Source organism: Kribbella flavida DSM 17836, assembly GCF_000024345.1.
Classification (GTDB): Bacteria; Actinomycetota; Actinomycetes; order Propionibacteriales; family Kribbellaceae; genus Kribbella; species Kribbella flavida.
Genome location: NC_013729.1, coordinates 419924 through 440065 on the forward strand (window position 1 = coordinate 419924; position 20142 = coordinate 440065).

Consider the following 20142-nt stretch of genomic DNA (forward strand, 5'->3'; position numbering starts at 1 on the left):
CCTGCCCGGTCAGAACCCGGGCTGACGTGTACGAAGGGGCCGTCCAGGACCTCATCGACGAGCTCGGCCGGCTCCCCGGCGTCGGTCCGAAGTCCGCGCAACGCATCGCGTTCCACCTGTTGTCCGCCGACGAGACCGACGTTCGGCGGCTGGCGCACGTCCTGGTGCAGGTGAAGGAGAAGGTCAAGTTCTGCGAGATCTGCGGCAACGTGGCCGAGGAGACGATGTGCCGGATCTGCCGCGACCCGCGCCGCGACCTCGCGCTGATCTGCGTGGTCGAGGAGGCCAAGGACGTGGTCGCGATCGAGCGGACCCGGGAGTTCCGCGGCCGGTACCACGTGCTCGGCGGTGCGATCTCGCCGATCGAGGGCATCGGCCCGGACGAGCTGCGGATCCGCGAACTGATGCAGCGACTGGCCAGCGGTGAGGTGACCGAGATCATTCTCGCTACCGACCCGAACCTGGAAGGCGAGGCGACCGCCACCTACCTGAGCCGGTTGCTCCGGCCCATGGGGTTGCGCGTCACCCGTTTGGCCAGTGGACTACCTGTAGGCGGTGACCTCGAGTACGCCGACGAGGTCACACTCGGACGGGCGTTTGAAGGGCGACGATCGATCGATGACTGACTCAACCGATATTGCGGACCGCGCGCTGGACACCGACAACGAGGACCTGACCGAGTTCGCCGAGCAGATCGCCGACCAGGTGCAGAGCTTCCTGATCTCGGTCCGCGACATCGCCGCGCAGCCGGACGAGGACGGCGTGGACGAGGGCCTTGCCTCGCTGCCGTACCTGCTGCTCGAGGTGAGCCAGCTGCTGCTGGCCGGTGGCCGGCTCGGCGCCTTCGAGGACTTCGTCCCGGAAGAGCGGTTCGAGAGCGACGCGGGTCCGGACCCCGACCTCGACGCGATGCGCGACCGGCTGGCCGTGCTGTTCGAGGGCTTGGACGAGTACGCCGAGGTCTTCGACCCGTACGCCGCGCCGCCGGAGATCACGGTGAACCGGCTGTCCGACGACCTGACCGCGATCGCCACCGACCTGGTGCACGGGCTCGCGCACTACCAGTCCGGCCGGATCCTCGAGGCGCTGTGGTGGTGGCAGTTCTCCTACGTGTCCACCTGGGGCGCGGCGGCGAGCGCCGTCCTGCGGGCCATCCAGTCGCTGATCGCGCACGACCGGCTCGAGCCGGCACACGACCCGGAGACGGAGGCGTCCGACCGCGAGCTGGTCGAGGTCGCGGAAGAAGTCGTCCAGCGCCGCTGAGCGCCACGTAAAAGGCCGGGTCCGCACACCGGGCCCGGCCTTTGTGCGTTCCAGGCTTGTGCGTTCCAGGCCGTGGTGCTGTCAGACCGTCGCCGGCGTCAGCGCCTCACCCAGCACACCGGCCGCCTGGACGACAGGATCCGCTGACGGCTCAGCGAGCCCGCGTCAGCAGTTCGAGCATGTCCGGCAGTTCGAAGACCTGGGCGACATCGAGCGCCGACCTGGTGCCGAGCGCCGGGTCCGCGCCGGCGGCGAGCAGCGCCTCGACGCTCTCGGTCGAGCGGCGGAAGACCGCGGCAGCCAGAGCGGTCTGCCCGCGGTCGTTGACCCGAGCCGTGTCAGCGCCTCGATCGAGCAGCGCGCGGACCGTCGCGGGATGGTCGTGGTACGCGGCCAGGATGAGCAGCGAGTCACCGGTACCGGTGGTGAGGTTCACCGGTACGCCGGCGTCGATCGCGGTGACCAGCTCCTCGGTCTCGCCGTTCCTGGCCCGGTCGAACAGGGATCGCAGGTACGCCAGCTCGGATTCGGTCAGCTCTTCGCCCATGCCTCCGAGCCTACGGCGGCCCGTCGCTCGCAACACGCCCCGGTGCGCCAAGATTTGACTCATTCAAGATTACGCGATGCCATGGGGGTATGTCCGCACCAGCTGATCTCCGGCTTCGCGGGACGGGTCTGCGGGTCACCAAGCCGCGGATGGCCGTTCTCGAGGTCCTGGACGAAGCACAGACCGGGCACGACCACCTCACCGTGGCCGTGGTCGCCGACCGCGCCCGGGCCCGCCTCGGCACGGTCTCGACCCAGGCGGTCTACGACTGCCTCGGCGCCCTGACCACCGCGGGACTGGTCCGCCGGATCGAGCCGGCCGGTCATCCCGCCCTGTTCGAGACCCGGGTCGACGACAACCACCACCACCTGGTCTGCCGCGGCTGTGGGCTGACCACGGACGTCGACTGCGTGGCCGGCGCCGCCCCGTGCCTGGAGCCGTCGCGTCGTGACGGGTTCCTCGTCGACGAGGCCGAGGTCATCTTCTGGGGCCTGTGCCCCGACTGCACGACCGTTTCCGACCCCTCAGAAAGGCCATCATGACCACCGCGTCCTCCCAGCAGCCGGAGCCGGGCACCGAACGCCCGGTCCTGACCAACCGTCAGGGTCACCCGGTCTACGACAACCAGAACCAGCGCACCGTCGGCGCCCGCGGTCCGGCCACGCTGGAGAACTACCAGTTCCTGGAGAAGATCAGCCACTTCGACCGCGAGCGCATCCCCGAGCGGGTGGTGCACGCACGCGGCGCGACGGCGTTCGGCTACTTCGAGGCCTACGGCACCGTCGGCGACCAGCCGGCCTCGGTGTTCACCCGGGCCAAGCTGTTCCAGGAGCAGGGCAAGCGCACCGACCTGGCGATCCGGTTCTCCACCGTCGCCGGCGGCCGGGACTCCTCCGAGGTGGCCCGCGACCCGCGCGGCTTCGCGGTGAAGTTCTACACCGAGGACGGCAACTGGGACCTGGTCGGCAACAACCTCGGCGTCTTCTTCATCCGGGACGCGATCAAGTTCCCCGACTTCATCCACTCGCAGAAGCCGGACCCGGTCACCTTCGAGCGCCAGGACCCCAACCGCGCGTTCGACTTCCTCAGCCAGACGCCCGAGGCGCTGCACATGGTGACGCTGGTCTTCAGCCCGCGTGGCATCCCGGCCAGCTACCGCCACCAGCAGGGCTTCGGCGTCAACACCTACAAGTGGGTCAACGCCCAGGGTGAGACGAAGCTGATCAAGTACCACTGGATGCCGCTGCAGGGCGTCAAGTCGCTGACCGCCGAGGACGCCGCGAACATCCAGGCCACCGACCTCGGTTCGCACACCCGCGACCTGTACGACGCGATCGCGCGCGGCGACTACCCCGAGTGGGAGCTGTCCGTCCAGCTGATGGACGACCACGAGCACCCCGAGCTCGACTTCGACCCGCTGGACGACACCAAGGTGTGGCCGGAGGAGCAGTTCCCGCTGCTCAAGGTCGGCAAGATGGTGCTGAACCGGGCGCCGGAGAACTTCTTCGCCGAGAACGAGCAGATCGCCTTCGGCACCGGTGTCCTGGTCGACGGCCTGGACTTCTCCGACGACAAGATGCTGGTCGGCCGGACCTTCAGCTACAGCGACACCCAGCGCTACCGCGTCGGCCCGAACTACCTGCAGCTGCCGGTGAACGCGCCGAAGAAGAAGGTCGCCACCAACCAGCGCGACGGCCAGATGGCCTACGGCGTGGACCTCGCCGAGGGGCAGAACCCGCACGTCAACTACGAGCCCTCGATCCTCGGCGGCCTGCGCGAGGCGGAGTACCCGGCGCACGACGAGCAGGGTCCGGAGATCGTCGGCCGGCTGACCCGCAAGCGCATCCCGCGCACCAACGACTACAAGCAGGCCGGTGAGCGGTACCTGCTGTCCGAGCAGTGGGAGCGCGACGACCTGGTGGCCAACCTGGTGGACGCGCTGAGCCAGTGCGACCGGGCGATGCAGGAGCGCATGGTCTGGCACTTCGTGATGGCCGAGGACGAGCTGGGCGTGCGGGTCGGGGACGGCCTGGGCATCACCCCCGCCGACGTCAGCCACCTGGAGCCGCTGCCGACCCAGTCGCTCACCGAGGAGGAGCTGACCCGGATGGCGAACCTCGGCAAGAACGGCCCGCGCGACGTGAGCGGTCTGACCATGACGCACTGCGTCCCGAACGAGCGCGTCGTCACCGAGCGCTGATCCCTGCGCGACCACCGCACGCCGTGGCCGGGTTCGTCCCGGCCGCGGCGTGCTGCTGTTCGGCACCGGCCTGATGGCGGAGGCGGACGGCGGAACCGCTTGAATTGCGGGATGTCCGTCTACGAACTGATCGCCCGGTTGCCCGGCATCGACGCGGTACGCAGGACCAGTCGCGCGCTGGCCGTGCTCGACGCCGTGCTGAGCCCGGACCCGGAGTACCGGTACTACAGCTTCGACGCGCGCTGGTCGCCGACCGACGAGGCGGCGCTGATGCGCAACGGGTCCGGCGACGAGTACTCGATCGTCTTCTCGCCGGACGGGGCGATCGCCCAGGGGTTCGACCACGAGTCGCCGATGTCGCCCCGGCAATCCCCGGGCGGGCGGACCTGGCCCGGCCTGTTCATCGGCGTACCGGATGAGCTGGCGCCGGCCCTCGACGAGCCGGCCTTTCGCGACGGCGACGGCAATCAGTCGGTGACGGTGTGCTTCTGGCGCACTCCCGCCGACGACCGCTGGCTGTGCGGACCGGTCGAAGGCGCCGACAAGGACGGCGCGGAGCGCTTGTTCGGACTGCTGGCGGAGGGGCCCGAGGGTTATCTCACCTTCGCCGAGGACCACTACGAGGTCGCCCTGGACCTGGACGCGATCCGGCACGTCTACGCACTGATGCCGCTGACGGAGTACGTCGTGACATCGCTCAACCGGGAACGCCGGCTGGCCGACCTCACGGAAGAGATCGCCGAGATCGGCTATCCGCGGTCCTGATCCGTTGTTTTGCACCAATCATTCCAAAACATGTTACCGTCCTCCCATGGCCAGGCCGCGGAAGTTCGTCGAGGACGCGGCGATCGACGCCGCCATGCGCGCGTTCTGGGCCCACGGCTACGAAGGCACCTCCACGCAGGACCTGTGCGAAGCCACCGGGCTCGGCCGCAGCAGCATCTACAACACGTTCGCCAGCAAGCACGATCTCTTCGAGAAGGCGCTGGCTCGCTACATCGAGCTGAAGACGGCTGCTGCCCTGGAGCTGCTGGCCGGTGACCTACCGGTCCGGGAGAAGGTGCGCACGCTGCTGTGGTGGGCCGTCGAGCCGGACGAGGACAACCCGATCGGGTGCCTGGTGGTCAACGCCACCGTCGAGCTCGGCCCTCATGACCCGGCCGCCGCCGACATGCTGCGCCGCGATCAGGAGGTCCGGCTGGCCGCGCTGGTCGCGGCGATCGAGGCGGGCCGGCGGGCCGGCGAGATCGCTGCGGACAAGGACGCCGAAAGCCTGGCCAGGTTCGTCGTCGCGACGATCAGCGGGATGCGCGTGATGGCTCGCGGGGGTGCCGACCGCGCTGCCCTGGAGTCCATCGCGACCACTGCGCTGTCCGCTCTCTGACCCTCCTGCCGCACCGAAGGAAGGATTCCGCCATGCCGCTTGCCGTCTACGTGCTCGGCCTCGCGATCTTTGCCCAGGGCACCTCCGAGCTGATGCTGGCCGGACTGCTGCCGGAGCTGTCGGCCGATCTCGGCGTCTCCATCCCGGACGCCGGTCTGCTGATCTCCGCCTTCGCGGTCGGCATGCTGGTGGGAGCGCCGGTCCTGGCCGTCGTCACCCTGCGCTGGCCACGGCGTACGGCGTTGCTGACCTTTCTCGCGATCTTCGCGCTCACCCATGTCGTCGGCGCGCTGACGCCCAACTACGAGGTGCTGTTCGCGACCCGGGTCGTCGGCGCCTTCGTGTACGCCGGCTTCTGGGCCGTCGCGGCGGTCACCGCGCTGAACCTGGTGCCGGCCGATCGCCGGGGCCGGGCGATGAGTGTGGTGGCCGGTGGACTGACGCTGGCCACCATCGTCGGACTGCCCGCGGGCACGGTCGTCGGTCAGCACCTCGGCTGGCGTGCCGCGTTCTGGGGCGTTGCCCTGCTGTCCACCGCGGCCATGGCCGGCGTGCTGGCGACCATTCCCGGCGGCAAGCCGGCCACCGCGCCCCGCATCTTCGACGAGGTCGGCGCCTTCGCGAATCCCCGGTTGTGGCTGGCCTACTCGACGACGGCCCTGTCGGTCGGCGCGCTGATCGTCAGCTTCAGCTACTTCGCGCCGTTGCTCACCGAGGTGACCGGGCTGTCCGCCGGGTGGGTGCCGATCGTGCTCGCCCTGTACGGCGTGGGTGCGCTGATCGGCATCACGGTCGGTGGCCGGACCTCGGACCGCAGGCCCTTCGGCACGCTGCTGGTCGGGCTCGGTGGACTCGTCGTCCTGTCCGTCGCGCTGGCGCTGTGGGCTGGTCAGCCGGCCGCTGTCGTCGCGGTGATCGTGCTGCTCGGCGTCTTCGGGTTCGCGACCAACCCGGCCGTGAACACCCGGGTCTTCAGGCTGGCCGAGAGCGCGCCCACGCTGGCCGCGGCGGTGAACGTCTCCGCGTTCAACGTCGGGATCACCGTCGCGCCCTGGCTCGGAGGTCTGGCGATCGAAGCCGGGGCGGGCTATCGCTCGCTGGGCTGGATCGGCGCCGCCATCGGCGCACTCGCGCTGCTCACGGTCGTCGTCGCCGCACTGCAAGCGGCCAGAACGCCAGGCGCCGACCAGCCCGCCGGAACACCAGGCGCCGAGCAGCCCGCCGGAACACCAGGCGCCGAGCAGCCTGCCGGATCGCTGCGCACCGACCAGCCGGCGGCAGCGACGCGCACCGACGAGCCGGTGAGCGATCGCGCCGGGACGGCCGGCGAGGACAACCTGTGCGGCGTCAGTCGGGCAGCATCGGGACAGTGATGCCCTGGTCGCGGCCGAGCAGGATGCCGCGGGTGACGGCGTTGTTGCCGAACTTGTCCCGGACGTGGTCGAGCGCGCTGTCCAGCTCGTCGTTGCTCGCCTTGTCGAACGGCAGCGCGAGCTGGACGGTGGTCTCGTTCTCCAGGTTGCCGACCGCGACGCCGACCAGGGTGACGCCCTGCTTCTCGATCAGCGGCCGGGCCTCGGCCATCAGCGCCCGGGCGGTGACCAGCAGTGCGCGGGTCTGGCCAGTTGCCTGAGGCAACGTGTGGGACCGGGTCACCCGGCTGAAGTCGTCGAACCGCAGTCGCAGCGTGACCGTCCGCCCGGCCCGGCCCGCCGATCGCATCCGCCGGCTGACCCGGTCCACCAGGCCGGCCAGCACGGCGTCCAGTGTCTCGGCCGACTTCGGTGACCGGCCGAGCGCGCGCTGGGAGCCGATCGATCCCCGGCGCTTGCCGACCTCGATCGGGCGCGGGTCGCGGTTGTGCGCGAGCGCGTGCAGGTGCCGGCCCGAGGCGCGGCCGAGCATCGCGACCAGCGCGGCCTCCGGCAGCATCGCGACGTCGCCGACCGTGGTCAGGCCGCGGGTGCGCAGCTTGGCGGCGGTCACCTCGCCGACACCCCACAACCGCTCGACCGCCAGCGGGTGCAGGAACTCCAGTTCCTCGTCGGGCGGCACCACCAGCAGCCCGTCCGGCTTGGCGACGCCGCTGGCCACCTTGGCGAGGAACTTCGTCCGGGCGACGCCGACGGTGATCGGCAGCCCGACCTTGGCCAGCACGTCGGCTCGCAGCCGCCGGGCGATGTCGACCGGCGTACCGGCGATCTTGCGCAGGCCGCCGACGTCCAGGAACGCCTCGTCGATCGACAGCCCTTCCACCAGCGGCGTGGTGTCGTTGAAGACCCGGAACACCGCCTTGCTGGCCTCGGAGTACGCCGACATCCGCGGCGGCACCACGATCGCCTGCGGGCAGTGGCGCAGGGCTTGCCCGCCGTTCATCGCGGTCCGGACGCCGAGCGCCTTCGCCTCGTAGCTGCAGGCCAGCACGACGCCGCCGCCGACGATCACCGGCCGGCCGCGCAGCCGCGGGTCGTCGCGCTGCTCGACCGACGCGTAGAAGGCGTCGAGATCGGCGTGCAGGATCGACGCGGCGGGAGGTCGGGACACGAACACATGTTCGCATAAACTCAGCGGTGTGATCTAGGGATGCGGACCGGAGGAGTAGGGAGAATTCTGGAGGCGGGACTCCGGCGCGACAGGACAGAATGCGGTCCATGGACCTGTCGGCTTATCGCGCGCTCTGGAGAACCCGCGGGGTGGCGTCGCTGCTCGCGTCCGCCCTGGTGGCCCGGCTGCCGGTGATGGCCTCGATGGTGCCGGTGTCGTTCCTGGCCAAGGACGCCGCCGGCAGCTTCGGCTGGGCGGGCGTGGTGGCCGGCGCCTACTCGGTCGGTACGGCGGTCGGCGGGCCGATCTGGTCCCGGCTGGCCGACCGGCGCGGCGGTCGCTGGGTGGTCATCGGCACCGGAATGGCCTGGAGCGTCGCGATGGTCGTGCTCGCGCTGCTGCCCGGCGACCTGTACCGGGCGATGCCGGTGGTGTCCGCGATCGCCGGCGCGTTCGTGTCGCCGGTGACTGCGACGCTGCGGGCGGCCTGGCCGCGGCTGGTCCAGGGGTCCAGGCTCCGGGCGGTCTACGCGCTCGACGCGACGGCCCAGGAGGTGCTGTTCGCGATCGGCCCGATGCTCGGTGCGCTGGTGGTGAGTTTCGCCAGCCCGCGGGCCGGCGTGCTTTCGGCGGCAGCGGTCGCGATGGCGTCGATCTGGTGGTACGGCGTACAGCAGCAGCCGGCGGTGAAGCACGACGAGAACGTGCAGCGACTGACGGCGCCGCAGTTGCTCTGGCACCGCTACCGGCTGCCATTGATCCTCGCGTTCGCCTTGTGCGTCACGGCGTTCGCCTCGGTCTCGCTGGGCATCGTCGCCTTCGCCGACGAGCACGGCAACCGGCTGATCGCCGGGGTGCTGGAGTCGGTGTGGGCGCTGGGCAGCCTGATCGGCGGAGTGATCGTGGGTGCGCTGCCGGGCCGGCGGAACTCGTTCGTCTGGCGGCGGGCGCTGTTGATCGCCGCCGGCATGCTGCTGTGCGTGTTCGCGACGTCGTCGCCGGTCACGCTCGGCATCGGGCTGCTGCTGTCCGGCTGCGTGCTGGCGCCGACCGTGGGCGCGCTGTACGAGCGGCTCGGAACGATGACGCCCGACTCGGTACGCACCGAGATCTTCGGCTGGATGGGCAGCGGCGCGATGATCGGCGGCGCGGTCGGCTCGGCCGTGTCCGGGGTGGTCGTCGAGAGCTTCGGCGTTCGCTACGTCTGGGTGATGGCCGCCGGTCTCGCCCTGCTGGCCGCGCTCGCGGTGCTGCACGTGCCCCCGCACCGACCCGCCGACGACCCGGTCGTCGAAGAGGTCGCCGTCGCCTGACCCTCCGGCCGTCGGGCCGACGCCCAGCCTGCCGGGGCACACGCGGCCGGATGTGGGCGTGCCCCCGGCGGCGTCAGTTCAGGTCGCGCGCCGGGGGATCGATGCCGTCCTCGGCGGCCTGGTACGCGGCGATCTTCCAGTCGATCACCTCGAGGTCCGCCTCCAGTTGCGCGAGATCAGCGGCCACCCGCTCCCGATGGGCTCGCAGCAGCGCGAGCCGCCCGGCCCGCAGCCGGTCGCCGGCCCGGACGTGCTCGGCGAACTCGCGGACCTGCTCCACCGGCATCCCGGTCCGCCGCAGCCGGAGCAGGACGTCGAGCAGGCCGAGCGCGTCCGGGGTGAACCGCCGCCGGCCACCGGAGTCCCGCGGCAGGTCGCCGAACAGCCCTTCCCGGTCGTAGTACCGCAGCGTCTCGACCGGCAGACCCGAGATCCGCGAGGCCTCGCCGATGGTGACGGCCTGGGTGAGTTCCTCCTGCATCATGCCGTCAGCTAACTACCTGGACCGCACTCCAGGTCAAGCTTCCGGAGACCCGGATCTCGGCAGCAAAGCCGACCAGCGGGGCTTGAGGATCGCCTGCGCCGCGACCCAGGACACGGCGGCCGGGTCCCGGCCGGCCAGGAGCTCGGTCAGCCGGTTCAGGAAGTCCTCCCAGCCGTAGCCGTAGTCGACCGCCGTGTCCGGACCCACCAGGGAATGGGTGAGCGTGAGCACGGTGTTGTCTGCTTCCGGCTCCAGCAGGAGCTCGACCGCGGAGTCGGGTTCACCCGGCCAGGTCCAGCGAACGCGCAGCCGGGTGGGAGCCTCGCAGGTCTCGACGTGCAGAACTGCGACTTCCTGATCGGGCGGGGACATCGTCAGCTGGAGCGTCCCATCGACCCCAGTTTCACCGGTCAGGTCGCCCAGCCAGCGGGACAGCCGGGCGGGAGTGGTCCAGGCCGACCAGACGTCGTGCACGTCGGCGGCGTACGAGCGCCGCAGCTGTACGGCGTACGTGCCGTCCTCGGTGGTGATCTTGCGGCCGGTCGAGTCCAGCAGTTCCTGCAGCTCAGTCATGGGTTTCCTCCAATGGCGTCGCGCGGGCCCGGCGGCCGCGGCGCAGCTCGGTGTCCAGCGCGTCGAGCCGGTTGGTCCAGAACTTGCGGTAGCGGTCCAGCCACTGGTCGATCTCCCGCAGCGGTGCGGTGTCCACGGCGTACAGTCGGCGGGTGCCGTCGACGGTCACCGTGGCGAACCCGTTGTCGCGCAGCACCCGCAGGTGCTGGGAGACGGCCGGCTGGCTGATCCCGAACTCCGCGCCGATGGTGGCCGCGATGCTGCCGGCCGGCAGCTGCCCGTCCGCGAGCAGCTCCAGGATCCGTCGCCGGACCGGGTCGCCGAGGATGTCGAAGGCGTGCATAGGCCGAGTGTTTCAGTGATCACTTATATAAGCAAGTGGTCCGGAAGGCCGGAAGGTCTGCGGCCGGGGCGGGCGCTCGCCCCGGTTCCTGCGCGCGCCGGGGCCGGGGGCCGGACGGGCCGCCCGGGTGCTGGTCAGACGGGAGACAACAGGCCCCGCACGGCTAGAATGAGCCGACAGAACACGCCTGGTGCAGCCCTGTTGCGGCGCAGGACGGCGTACCGCAACCAGTGTGAGCTGGTTGGGAACCAAGCTTTGAGGAGACACAGCTGTGGGACGCGTCGTGCACAAGTACGGCGGTTCTTCGGTCGCTGACGCCGATTGCATCAAGCGTGTGGCCCAACGGATCGTCGCGACGAAGAAGGCCGGGAACGACGTGGTGGTGGTCATTTCCGCCATGGGTGACACCACCGACGAACTGATGGATCTGGCCCAGCAGGTCTCGCCCCTGCCGCCACCGCGCGAGCTGGACATGCTGCTCACCTCGGGTGAGCGGATCTCCGCGGCGCTGCTGGCGATGGCGATCGCGAACCTGGGCTACGAGGCCCGGTCGTTCACCGGCTCGCAGGCCGGCGTGATCACCACCTCCGCGCACGGCAACGCGCGCATCATCGACATCACCCCCAGCCGGATCGAGGACGCGCTGGCCGAGGGTCACGTGGCGATCGTGGCCGGCTTCCAGGGGGTCGCGCAGGACACCAAGGACATCACCACGATGGGCCGCGGCGCCTCCGACACCACCGCGGTCGCGCTGGCGGCGGCGCTGGAGGCGGACTACTGCGAGATCTACACCGACGTGGACGGCATCTTCACCGCCGACCCGCGGATCGTGCCGGCCGCCCAGCAGATCCCGAAGATCTCCTACGAGGAGATGCTCGAGATGGCCGCCTGCGGCGCCAAAGTCCTGCACCTGCGCTGCGTCGAGTACGCGCGGCGCTACAACGTCCCCGTCCACGTGCGTTCCTCCTTCTCGCAGAAGGAAGGCACCTGGGTCGTCGATGCGAAGGAACTGAATCAGATGGAACAGGCGATCATCTCCGGCGTGGTCCAGGACCGCAACGAGGCCAAGATCACCGTGGTCGGCGTACCCGACAAGCCCGGTGAGGCGGCGCGGATCTTCGAGACGGTCGCCGGTGCCGAGACCAACATCGACATGATCGTGCAGAACGTGTCGGCGGTCGCCACCAACCGCACCGACATCTCCTTCACCCTGCCGCGCGCCGACGGCGCCCGGGCGATGTCCGCGCTGGCCCGGATGAAGGACGCGGTCGGCTACGAACAGCTGCTCTACGACGACCAGATCGGTAAGGTCTCGGTCGTCGGTGTCGGCATGCGCTCGCACCCCGGCGTGTCGGCGAAGTTCTTCTCGGCGCTCGCGGACGCGGGCGTGAACATCGAGATGATCTCGACCTCGGAGATCCGGATCTCCGTGGTCGTCGACGAGAACCTGGTGGACGTCGCCGTGACCGCGGCGCACACCGCATTCGACCTGGACGACGAGCACACCCAGGCCGTCGTCTACGGAGGAACAGGACGGTGACCCCGGTGAGCGCTGCGGACCCCACGACCGACGACCGGGCAGGTCTGCCCACCCTGGCGGTGGTCGGCGCGACCGGCGCCGTCGGCACGGTGATGCTGAGCCTGCTCTCGACCCGGCAGAACGTCTGGGGCGAGATCCGGCTGATCGCGTCCGAGCGCTCGGCCGGCAAGCGGCTCAAGGTCCGCGGCGAGGAGGTCGAGGTCGTCGCGATCACCGAGCAGGCCTTCGACGGCGTCGACGTGGCGATGTTCGACGTACCGGACGAGGTGTCGGCGCACTGGGCCCCGATCGCGGCCGCCAAGGGCGCCGTCGTGGTGGACAACTCCGGCGCGTTCCGGATGGACCCGGAGGTGCCGCTGGTGGTGCCCGAGGTGAACGCCGAGGCGGCCCGGAACCGGCCGAAGGGCATCATCTCCAACCCCAACTGCACCACCTTGTCGATGATCGTGGCGATGGGCGCGCTGCACCACCGCTACGAGCTGGAGCAGCTCGTGGTCGCGTCGTACCAGGCCGCGTCGGGGGCCGGGCAGGAAGGCATCGACGCGCTCTACGACCAGCTGATGAAGGTGGCCGGCAATCGCGAGCTGGGGACCACGCCCGGCGACGTCCGGCGGGTGATCGGCAACGCCCTCGGCCCGTTCCCGGCGCCGCTGGTGATGAACGTGGTGCCGTGGGCCGGCTCGCTGAAGGACGACGGCTGGTCCTCGGAGGAGCTGAAGGTCCGCAACGAGTCGCGCAAGATCCTCAACCTGCCCGGCCTGAAGGTGTCCGCGACCTGCGTCCGGGTGCCGGTGATCACCACCCACTCGTTGTCCGTGCACGCGCGGTTCGCCCGCGAGGTGGACGTCGAGGAGGCGCGCGAGGTCCTGCGGGACGCGCCGGGCGTAATCCTGTTCGACAACCCGGCCGAGGGCGAGTTTCCGACCCCGGCCGACGTGGTCGGCACCGACCCGACCTGGGTCGGCCGGCTGCGCAAGTCGCTGGACGACCCGCAGGCGCTGGAGCTGTTCGTCTGCGGCGACAACCTGCGCAAGGGCGCCGCGCTGAACACCGCGCAGATCGCCGAGGTCGTCGCCAAGGAGTTCGCCGCGGCGGCCGGCTGACCCCCACCACGACAACGGGACCTCGGACAGGACATGTCCTGTCCGAGGTCCCGTTCGGTGTCCGGAGCCCCGTGTCTACAACCAGTTCTCGCGGGCGGCGTGCAGGGCGAGCTGGAAGCGGGTGCTGGCGCCGGTGCGGTTCATCAGCCGTTCCAGGTAGCGGAAGAAGGTCCGGCGGCTGATGCCGAGCGTGCGGGCGATCGTGTCGTCGGCGGCGCCGGTGGCCAGCAGGGCGAGCAGCCGGCGCTCGATCGGCTCCAGCCGGTCGTCCTCCGCGCCGACCGACGCGTGCAACGGCAACGCGTTGCGCCAGCAGAGCTCGAACATGCCGATCAGTGCGGTCAGCAGGCTGCTCGGCCGGATGATCAGCAGGGACCGGTTCACGTCGGTGTCGCGCACCGACATCGACACGAACGCGATCGAGCCGTCGATGATCGTCAGCTTGGCCGGTACGTCGGGCAGCACCCGCGCCTGCTCGCCGGCCTCCACGCAGGGCAGGATGTTCTCGGTCAGGTAACCGGGCACCTCGACCGACTCCGGCGAGTAGACCACCCGGTAGGCGACCCCGCGGTTGAGCTGCTCGATCTCCATCTGATTCGGCCCCGCGCCCAGGTAGTACGGCGGTGAGTCGATCGCCAGGATCTCGCGTTGGGCGCTGCCCTTGATCTGGTTGATCCGCTCGACGATCGCCGTCCCGGTGACCACCTCGATCAGGTGCGTGGTCGACTCGTTGTGCACGGTCCGGCGGAACTCGTCGTACGCGTTCAGCACCTCGATCCGGGCCTGCTTCAGCTCGGACTCGCGGCGCAGCGTGAGCGCTTCCAGGCCGGCGTCGGGTGGCACCGGCAGGAACCGGGCGTGGTCGGAACCGGACCGGCGGGCCAGTCCCGCCTGGACCAGTCCGCCCAGGGTGGTGTCGATGCCGGTCTCCCGGCCGGCGACGACGGCCGCCAGCTCGCTCACCGACGAGGGGCCGGTTCGGAGCAGGTGCTGGTAGACCAGGATCTCGTCGTCGTTCAGGCCGAGCACGCGTAGATGGTCGGCACGCTCCGTGTCGGTCGAGTTCATCTCCGTCCCCTCCCTCCCCAGCGCGGTCACCACGCGCTACCGCCGCTCCAGGGTAGATGGCTCCGCACCGGCCGGACCGCACTGTCCGTGGTGTGGCCACTGCGCTGCGCCAGCTTTGTTGTTCTGTCAGCATTCTTGTGCCGTGTCACCATCTGGCCACCATTTCCGCGCTGTCGTGAGCGAGAATTGAGGTCCAGCAGCCCGGCGACGGACCACCTGATCGCCGCCGGGCTGCTGTTCCAATTCTGGCCCGAGTTGGCTGCTGCGTCAGCGGACCCCGTTTCGGTTGGGTCTCGATCCCGGCGCATCGGTGCCCTCGCACTCCCGTGCCATCACCGGCTGTACCGGAGGGTGTACAAACTGTGCAACCGCAGCGGTTTTTCGAGGAGGCACCGCCCATGCTTCTGACCCGTTTGATCAAGTCCGTCGGCTTGTGCGCGATGACCGCCGCCCTGGTCATCGTGCCCGCCCACTCGGCGAGTGCCAGCGCCACCTCCGCCCACGGTGAGCCAGGCCCCCGAGTCGTCGGTGGAACCCGCGCAGCACAAGGTGAGTTCCCGTGGATGGTGAGGCTGTCCATGGGATGTGGTGGCGCGATGTACACCAGTCAGCTCGTGCTGACCGCCGCGCACTGCGTGGGTTCCACCGGCAACAACACCTCGATCACCGCCACCGTCGGCGTGGTCGACCTGCAGGACACGTCGGCGACGAAGGTGCGCTCGACGTACGTGCACCGCTCGCCCACCTACGGCACCAGCACCGGTGGCGACTGGGCACTGATCAAACTGGCCAGCCCGATCGCCGGCGTTGCGACGTTGCCGATCGCCACCACCACGGCGTACGACTCCGGCACGTTCACGGTGGCCGGCTGGGGTGCGGCGACCGAGGGCGGGACGCAGCAGCGCTACCTGCTCAAGGCCCAGGTGCCGTACGTCGACGACGTGACCTGCCGGGACGCCGGTCCGTACTACAGCGACCTGATCTTCGCGGCCGAGCTGTGTGCCGGGCGGATGGCGACCGGTGGGGTCGACACTTGCCAAGGTGACTCCGGCGGGCCGATGTTCCGGCGGGACAACGCGAACGCGTGGATCCAGGTCGGCATCGTCAGCCACGGCGACGGGTGCGCCCGGCCGAGCGCGCCGGGCGTCTACACGCAGGTGAGCACCTTCGCCGCGGCGATCGCCGCGGCCGCCGCCAACCTCGGCGGTGGGGGAGGGCCGGCCTGCGGCCCGTTCACCAACGGCACCAACGTGAACATCCCGGATGCCGGTGCCGCCGTCACCAGCTCGGTCACCGCGACCGGCTGCACCGGAAGCACCAGCTCGGCCCAGGTCGCGGTCAACATCGTGCACACCTTCCGCGGTGACCTGGTGATCGACCTGCTCGCGCCGGACGGTTCGTCGTACCGGTTGAAGGGCACGAACCCCAGCGACTCCGCCGACAACGTCAACACGACGTACACGGCGACCGTCGGCAACGAGGTCCGCAACGGCACCTGGCGACTCCAGGTCCGCGACGTGGCCCGGGCGGACGTCGGCTACGTCAACTCCTGGTCGCTGTCGCTCTGATCCCCTGGTCCGTGCCTTCGGCGCGGTCAGGACCCACCGAGGCCCCGGCATCCGCCCGCCGGGGCCTCGGTTCCGTGCTGGGTGGATCAGGTCAGCGGCTGGCCTCGACGAACTGGCGCATCAGGGCCTCCGGGTCGGACTCCGGCTCGGGCTGGGCCAGCGAAGCGGCCGGGATCCGGGACTGCGGGGTGTCCGCGGTCGCCAGGTCCGGCGTACTGGTCAGCGGGAGGGTGAGGGAGGACCGGGCCGGGTCGAGCGTGACGGTGGCGCCGGTGAAGGGGACCGACGGGTTGTCGGGTTCGACGGTGAGCACCAGGCCGAGGCGGTGGCCGGCGGCGAAGACGACGTCGTCGGCGTTCAGCTCGAAGGTGAGGTCGTACCACTTGCCCGACTGCAGGGACTCCTTGCGGTTCAGCGACTTGTAGTGGCCGATGTCCGCGAGCGTACGGACGGCGATCGACGCGTCCGAGACCGCGGTGTTGATCTGCGTCCGGGCGTAGCACCCGGTGTCGAGCGTGTTGCCGTCACCCCAGCAGACGCGGGTGTTCGGCACGTTGGTGACGTCGCGGTAGCGGGTCGCGGTGCCGTAGTCGACCAGGCGCGCCTTGATGCCGGCGGCAACCTTGTTGACCTTCACCCGGACCGTGACCTTGCCGGTGCCGGACATCCGCACGGACCGCTCCAGGTCGTTGCTGAGGAACACCGCCCGGTCGGTGCGTTGCGCGGTCGGGTCCAGCACCACGGAGTCGGCCGACGGCTCGCTGGTGCCGGTGAAGCTGACCGGGTTCGACGTCGGGGCCGCGATCGACAGTCCGCCGGTCTTGGCGTTCAGCGGCTTGCTCAGCGTCAGCTTGGTACTGCGTACGCCGGTCGCCGGCCAGCGCGGCTCGTCGACGAACGATCCGTCCTCGCGCTGGACGGTTGCCTGCGGCGTCAACATGACGTCGTTCTGCAGGCCCTGCAGCCAGTAGTCGAACCACGGGTGCAGCTTGCTGACCCACTCGTCGCGGAAGCTGAAGCCGTCCAGGTGCACGCCCTGGTGCAGGAAGATCTTGCGCGGCACGCCTCGCTGGGCCAGCTCGTCCCACCACTCACCGAAGTGCCGGGTCTTCACGTTCTCGTCGCCGAGGCCGTGCACGACGTACACGCTGGCCTTCACCTTGCTCGCGTCGAGCCGGTAGTTCCTCGGGTCCCACCACTTGCTGTAGCTGCCGGTGCGGGTGTCGGAGTCCTGCTCGATCTCGTCGGTGAGCTGGACGCAGCGCGGCGACGCGTCGTTGCTGACGTAGTCGTGCAGGAAACCCATGTACTCGTCGTAGAACGGTACGCCGAAGCCACGGGTGTAGTCGTACCAGGACGAGATCGCGGCGATCGGCACGATCGTCTGCAAGCCGCGGACGCCGGTGCCGGCGACCGAGTTCGCGATCGTGCCGTTCCAGGAGACGCCGATCATGCCGGCCTTGCCGGTGGACCAGTCGGCCTTCGCGGTCGCGCCGGCCGGGGTGTGGCCGGGCACCCGGTGGTTCAGCCAGTCGATCACGGCCTTGGTACCGAGCACCTCGAGATCCGCGCCGACGTCACTGCAGCCAGTGGAGCGGAAGGTGCCCGGCATGTCGACGAAGGCGACCGCGTAACCGCGCGGGACGAAGTAGTTGTCGAGCCAGCTGCCGTACACCTGCCGGGTGCCGTCGGCGTCGAAGTAGTTCTTCGGGTCGCCGGCGTAGTACGGCGAGGCCTGGATGATCACCGGTACGTCGATGCCGGCCTGGGCCGCTTCGCCCGGCCGGACGATGTCGACGGTGACCCGGTCCTTGACGCCGTTGGCGTCGCCGTCGACCCCGGGCACCTCGACCTCGACCCGTTCGTGCACGGCGTTGTCGTAGTCGTAGGCGGCGACGGTCCGGGTGCCGTCGACGAAGGGCTTGGCGGGCGGGCCGGCGGTCGCGGTCAGCGACGCGATCGGCGCCAGCGCCGCGGTGGCGAGCAGGGCCACTCCGGTACGGACAGCTCTGCTCGATGGAAATCTGCGCATACGTGTCTGCTCCCCTGTGGGCGGTGGGTGGAGCACACCGGCCCTCCCTCGACAGGGCCGTTGTGGTGCACGCACCTTAGGCAGAAGTTGGCAGCGTTGTCAGCACGCATCTCACCTGGCTGGTCACGATCTGTGCAGTGGTCGAGGAGACTCGGCCGAACCTCCACCACTCACCAACTGCCGCGATCGGCCAGCCAGTACTCCAGCTGAGCGGGCGGGTTCGGGTGCGTCGATGGTTGGTGAGTGGTGGAGATTCAGCGAACCAGATTCAGGCGAGTCTCGGCGACGGTGATCTGCAACTGCTGGCCCCAGGTGAGTGTCAGGGAGTCGGACTCGATGCCGTCGCCGAAGACGACCAGGTCGGCCTCGGCGGTCACGGTGAGGTGGTCGGTAGCGGTGAGCAGGCCCTCGGTGCAGCTGGTGCCGGTGGCGGGAGAGGGCCAGGCCTCGCGGACGAACCAGCACAGTGCGGGGTCGGTCGGACCAGGCAGCGCGAGGCGGCTGCGGCGTTCCTGCCATGCCGAGCGGCACCACCCCGTGGAACCTGTTCCGGTGCCGACCAGCAGGCCGGACGACGACTGCCGTTCCTCCAGCCCTTCCGGTGAGGCGAGCCGGTAGCGCGCGGACTGGTGCGTCCGGTGCCCGACGTACACCTCGTTGAGGGCGAGCAGCCGCTGACCGTCATCGGTGCTCGCGGCAACCATCGTGCGCTGCTCGACGTGCCGCTCGCGCAGCAGGCCGGCGACCGCGGCCGGCGGGTGCGGGACCAGGACGCCGGGATGACGATCGGGCTCCGGGTTGACGCCGATCACCGGCTGACCGTCCAGGTACTTGGCGACGTTCGCGACCAGGCCGTCCTGGCCGACCGCGACCACCACGTCCTCAGGCCCGAACACGAACCGGTCCAGGTCGGCCCGCTCCGCGACCGCCCGCCGCCAGTCGAGCGGGATCGCCGCCGAGACCGTCGCCAGGGCCTGCTGCTGGAACTGGTGCCGGGCGTCCAGCTCGGCCAGGTCCCGGCCGCGGGTCTTCAGGAAGAAGCCGGCCTGCTGACGGGTCCCGTGCCGGGCGACGAGTTCGGTCAGCTCGGTCGCCCGGTGCACGATCACCGCCCGCGGAGGCAGACTCATGCCTGGCCGTCCGTCAGCTTGCTGAGCAGCGGGGTGATCAGGTCGGGGGTGAGGTTGAGGGTACCGATCTCCGGCAGCGCACCCTGCTTGATCGCCAAGGCGAGGATCGTGGCCTGATCCAGCTCGGCGTACGCGTCGAGCAGGGCCTTCTCCGCCGACGCCTCGGCGGCGCCGATGACCCGCTTGGCGTCCGCCTCGGCCTCGCTCAGCGCACGCCGCCGGCCGGCCTGCGCCTCGGTCTCGATCCGTCCCGCCGCGGCCGCCTCGGTCGCCCGCCGGCGTTCGTTCTGGCCCTTCTGCAGGACCAGTTGCTCCTCGCGCCGGGCCAGCTCGATCTGGTTCTGCAGCTCGTTTTCCGCGATCGACCGTTCCCGCTCGACCGCCATCGCGCGCCGCTCGTACGTCGCCTTGTCCGCGGCCTGCTGGACCATCTCCCGGGTGGGAGTCTGCAGCGCCCGCTCCACGTCGCTCTCGGCCCGGACGGCGACCACCCGGACGTCCTCGACGCCGATCCCGAGCCCGGTCAGCCGCTGGTCCTGGCGCAGCCCGCCGCCGACCGCCTGCCGCAGCGACGCCATTCCCTCGGACAGTGCCTGGGTCAAGGTCATCCGGGCCAGCAGGTCCAGCGCGGTCTGCTGGGCGAGCTCGGTGAGCAGACCGCCGAGCTGCTCCAGCGGCGTCGACCGCCACCTCCCGGTGTCCGGGTCGATCCCGAAGTCGAGCCGGGTGGCGGCGAGTCCCGGATCGGTCACCCGGTACGTCACCGTCGCCTGCACCACGACGTCCTGGAAGTCGACCGTACGGCCGTGGAACAGCAGCGGCTGCTCGCGGTCGTCGATCGGCACCTCGCTCAGCGCCGAGTTCAGCGCCCGGAACCAGAACGCCTGGCCGGCCCCTTCGTGCGCCAGCTCGCCGTTGCGCAGGTGCCGGACGTGGGTGGTCGGGTTGGCCCGCAGGTGGCTGATGAACCGGAACCGGGTGATGTCTGCCATCGCTGTCTCCTTCGCGGCCGGACATCCGGCCAGCACATACTCGCTTGTCGTCATGTTG

At 70.2% G+C, this 20142-nt stretch carries 20 protein-coding genes; 11 read left to right on the forward strand and 9 right to left on the reverse strand.

Annotated elements, in window-relative coordinates:
• The first annotated feature begins 26 nt into the window (after nt 1-26).
• Both recR and KFLA_RS02050 read left to right on the forward strand, forming a co-directional pair.
• The gene (gene recR, locus KFLA_RS02045) at nt 27-626 is read left to right on the forward strand and encodes a recombination mediator RecR (protein ID WP_012918090.1); all 600 of its coding nucleotides are present in this window, start codon (nt 27-29) and stop codon (nt 624-626) included.
• Nucleotides 619-1263 carry a DUF5063 domain-containing protein gene (locus KFLA_RS02050; protein WP_012918091.1) on the forward strand — a complete coding sequence of 215 codons (645 nt, stop codon included), beginning with the start codon at nt 619-621 and terminating at the stop codon, nt 1261-1263. The genes recR and KFLA_RS02050 overlap by 8 nt, the downstream gene beginning before the upstream one ends.
• 151 nt (nt 1264-1414) lie before the next feature.
• On the opposite strand, the gene KFLA_RS02055 is transcribed toward KFLA_RS02050, so the two are convergent.
• On the reverse strand, nt 1415-1810 hold the full coding sequence (locus tag KFLA_RS02055; RefSeq protein ID WP_012918092.1) for an ankyrin repeat domain-containing protein: 396 nt from the start codon (nt 1808-1810) through the stop codon (nt 1415-1417).
• Nucleotides 1811-1899: 89 nt separating this feature from the next.
• On the opposite strand from KFLA_RS02055, the gene KFLA_RS02060 reads away from it, so the two are divergent.
• The 5 genes from KFLA_RS02060 to KFLA_RS02080 all read left to right on the forward strand — a co-directional run bounded on the left by KFLA_RS02060 (nt 1900) and on the right by KFLA_RS02080 (nt 6767).
• On the forward strand, nt 1900-2352 hold the full coding sequence (locus tag KFLA_RS02060; protein ID WP_012918093.1) for a Fur family transcriptional regulator: 453 nt from the start codon (nt 1900-1902) through the stop codon (nt 2350-2352).
• Complete coding sequence (locus KFLA_RS02065; RefSeq protein WP_012918094.1) at nt 2349-4010, forward strand: catalase; 1662 nt, start codon at nt 2349-2351, stop codon at nt 4008-4010. The genes KFLA_RS02060 and KFLA_RS02065 overlap by 4 nt, the downstream gene beginning before the upstream one ends.
• A 111-nt stretch (nt 4011-4121) precedes the next feature.
• Nucleotides 4122-4775, forward strand: a complete 654-nt coding sequence (locus tag KFLA_RS02070) for a hypothetical protein (RefSeq protein ID WP_012918095.1) — start codon at nt 4122-4124, stop codon at nt 4773-4775.
• Nucleotides 4776-4821: 46 nt separating this feature from the next.
• Nucleotides 4822-5394 (forward strand): TetR/AcrR family transcriptional regulator, encoded by a 573-nt coding sequence (locus KFLA_RS02075; protein ID WP_012918096.1) that lies wholly within the window; start codon nt 4822-4824, stop codon nt 5392-5394.
• A 32-nt stretch (nt 5395-5426) separates the two neighbouring features.
• Complete coding sequence (locus KFLA_RS02080) at nt 5427-6767, forward strand: Cmx/CmrA family chloramphenicol efflux MFS transporter (RefSeq protein WP_012918097.1); 1341 nt, start codon at nt 5427-5429, stop codon at nt 6765-6767.
• Here KFLA_RS02080 and dinB read toward each other — a convergent pair.
• Nucleotides 6742-7938: a DNA polymerase IV gene (gene dinB, locus KFLA_RS02085; protein ID WP_202797067.1), complete on the reverse strand. Its 1197-nt coding sequence runs from the start codon at nt 7936-7938 to the stop codon at nt 6742-6744. The two genes, KFLA_RS02080 and dinB, sit on opposite strands and share 26 nt — an antisense overlap.
• Nucleotides 7939-8045: 107 nt before the next feature.
• Here dinB and KFLA_RS02090 point away from each other — a divergent pair, with 107 nt between their 5' ends.
• Nucleotides 8046-9251 (forward strand): MFS transporter, encoded by a 1206-nt coding sequence (locus KFLA_RS02090; RefSeq protein ID WP_237706687.1) that lies wholly within the window; start codon nt 8046-8048, stop codon nt 9249-9251.
• Nucleotides 9252-9324: 73 nt separating this feature from the next.
• Here KFLA_RS02090 and KFLA_RS02095 read toward each other — a convergent pair whose 3' ends face one another.
• From KFLA_RS02095 to KFLA_RS02105, 3 genes are read right to left on the reverse strand one after another with little or no spacing between them, the layout of a single operon-like run.
• Nucleotides 9325-9735, reverse strand: a complete 411-nt coding sequence (locus KFLA_RS02095; RefSeq protein ID WP_012918100.1) for a MerR family transcriptional regulator — start codon at nt 9733-9735, stop codon at nt 9325-9327.
• A 33-nt stretch (nt 9736-9768) separates the two neighbouring features.
• A complete protein-coding gene (locus KFLA_RS02100) occupies nt 9769-10308 on the reverse strand; it encodes an SRPBCC domain-containing protein (RefSeq protein ID WP_012918101.1) in 540 nt (179 codons plus the stop codon).
• Nucleotides 10301-10651: an ArsR/SmtB family transcription factor gene (locus KFLA_RS02105; protein ID WP_012918102.1), complete on the reverse strand. Its 351-nt coding sequence runs from the start codon at nt 10649-10651 to the stop codon at nt 10301-10303. Before KFLA_RS02105 ends, KFLA_RS02100 begins: the two co-directional genes overlap by 8 nt.
• Nucleotides 10652-10922: 271 nt before the next feature.
• Between KFLA_RS02105 and KFLA_RS02110 the strand changes: the two genes are divergently transcribed.
• Together KFLA_RS02110 and KFLA_RS02115 are read left to right on the forward strand one after the other, a co-directional pair.
• Entirely contained in the window at nt 10923-12191 is a 1269-nt protein-coding gene (locus tag KFLA_RS02110; protein WP_012918103.1) for an aspartate kinase, read from the forward strand.
• Between the two features lie 5 nt (nt 12192-12196).
• Entirely contained in the window at nt 12197-13294 is a 1098-nt protein-coding gene (locus KFLA_RS02115) for an aspartate-semialdehyde dehydrogenase (RefSeq protein ID WP_041289707.1), read from the forward strand.
• A 75-nt stretch (nt 13295-13369) separates the two neighbouring features.
• Here the strand turns inward: KFLA_RS02115 and KFLA_RS02120 are convergent, their stop codons facing one another.
• Nucleotides 13370-14362 carry a helix-turn-helix domain-containing protein gene (locus KFLA_RS02120; protein ID WP_012918105.1) on the reverse strand — a complete coding sequence of 331 codons (993 nt, stop codon included), beginning with the start codon at nt 14360-14362 and terminating at the stop codon, nt 13370-13372.
• A gap of 440 nt (nt 14363-14802) precedes the next feature.
• On the opposite strand from KFLA_RS02120, the gene KFLA_RS38605 reads away from it, so the two are divergent.
• Nucleotides 14803-15930, forward strand: coding sequence for a trypsin-like serine protease (locus KFLA_RS38605; RefSeq protein WP_049797506.1), 1128 nt, complete (start codon nt 14803-14805; stop codon nt 15928-15930).
• A 91-nt stretch (nt 15931-16021) separates the two neighbouring features.
• Here the strand turns inward: KFLA_RS38605 and KFLA_RS02130 are convergent, their stop codons facing one another.
• The 3 genes from KFLA_RS02130 to KFLA_RS02140 all read right to left on the reverse strand — a co-directional run bounded on the left by KFLA_RS02130 (nt 16022) and on the right by KFLA_RS02140 (nt 20084).
• Entirely contained in the window at nt 16022-17962 is a 1941-nt protein-coding gene (locus tag KFLA_RS02130; RefSeq protein WP_012918107.1) for a CocE/NonD family hydrolase, read from the reverse strand.
• Nucleotides 17963-18216: 254 nt separating this feature from the next.
• Nucleotides 18217-19092: an NAD(+)/NADH kinase gene (locus tag KFLA_RS02135; RefSeq protein ID WP_012918108.1), complete on the reverse strand. Its 876-nt coding sequence runs from the start codon at nt 19090-19092 to the stop codon at nt 18217-18219.
• Entirely contained in the window at nt 19089-20084 is a 996-nt protein-coding gene (locus KFLA_RS02140) for an SPFH domain-containing protein (RefSeq protein WP_012918109.1), read from the reverse strand. The genes KFLA_RS02135 and KFLA_RS02140 overlap by 4 nt, the downstream gene beginning before the upstream one ends.
• Between the last annotated feature and the right edge of the window lie 58 nt (nt 20085-20142).

What these genes read in the sequence shown, in the direction of transcription:
- KFLA_RS02050 (WP_012918091.1), top strand. Translation starts at nt 619, where the DNA reads ATGACTGACTCAACCGATATTGCGGACCGCGCGCTGGACACCGACAAC.
- KFLA_RS02055 (WP_012918092.1), bottom strand. Translation starts at nt 1,810, where the DNA reads ATGGGCGAAGAGCTGACCGAATCCGAGCTGGCGTACCTGCGATCCCTG.
- KFLA_RS02060 (WP_012918093.1), top strand. Translation starts at nt 1,900, where the DNA reads ATGTCCGCACCAGCTGATCTCCGGCTTCGCGGGACGGGTCTGCGGGTC.
- KFLA_RS02065 (WP_012918094.1), top strand. Translation starts at nt 2,349, where the DNA reads ATGACCACCGCGTCCTCCCAGCAGCCGGAGCCGGGCACCGAACGCCCG.
- KFLA_RS02070 (WP_012918095.1), top strand. Translation starts at nt 4,122, where the DNA reads ATGTCCGTCTACGAACTGATCGCCCGGTTGCCCGGCATCGACGCGGTA.
- KFLA_RS02075 (WP_012918096.1), top strand. Translation starts at nt 4,822, where the DNA reads ATGGCCAGGCCGCGGAAGTTCGTCGAGGACGCGGCGATCGACGCCGCC.
- KFLA_RS02080 (WP_012918097.1), top strand. Translation starts at nt 5,427, where the DNA reads ATGCCGCTTGCCGTCTACGTGCTCGGCCTCGCGATCTTTGCCCAGGGC.
- KFLA_RS02090 (WP_237706687.1), top strand. Translation starts at nt 8,046, where the DNA reads ATGGACCTGTCGGCTTATCGCGCGCTCTGGAGAACCCGCGGGGTGGCG.
- KFLA_RS02095 (WP_012918100.1), bottom strand. Translation starts at nt 9,735, where the DNA reads ATGATGCAGGAGGAACTCACCCAGGCCGTCACCATCGGCGAGGCCTCG.
- KFLA_RS02100 (WP_012918101.1), bottom strand. Translation starts at nt 10,308, where the DNA reads ATGACTGAGCTGCAGGAACTGCTGGACTCGACCGGCCGCAAGATCACC.
- KFLA_RS02105 (WP_012918102.1), bottom strand. Translation starts at nt 10,651, where the DNA reads ATGCACGCCTTCGACATCCTCGGCGACCCGGTCCGGCGACGGATCCTG.
- KFLA_RS02120 (WP_012918105.1), bottom strand. Translation starts at nt 14,362, where the DNA reads ATGAACTCGACCGACACGGAGCGTGCCGACCATCTACGCGTGCTCGGC.
- KFLA_RS38605 (WP_049797506.1), top strand. Translation starts at nt 14,803, where the DNA reads ATGACCGCCGCCCTGGTCATCGTGCCCGCCCACTCGGCGAGTGCCAGC.
- KFLA_RS02130 (WP_012918107.1), bottom strand. Translation starts at nt 17,962, where the DNA reads ATGCGCAGATTTCCATCGAGCAGAGCTGTCCGTACCGGAGTGGCCCTG.
- KFLA_RS02135 (WP_012918108.1), bottom strand. Translation starts at nt 19,092, where the DNA reads ATGAGTCTGCCTCCGCGGGCGGTGATCGTGCACCGGGCGACCGAGCTG.
- KFLA_RS02140 (WP_012918109.1), bottom strand. Translation starts at nt 20,084, where the DNA reads ATGGCAGACATCACCCGGTTCCGGTTCATCAGCCACCTGCGGGCCAAC.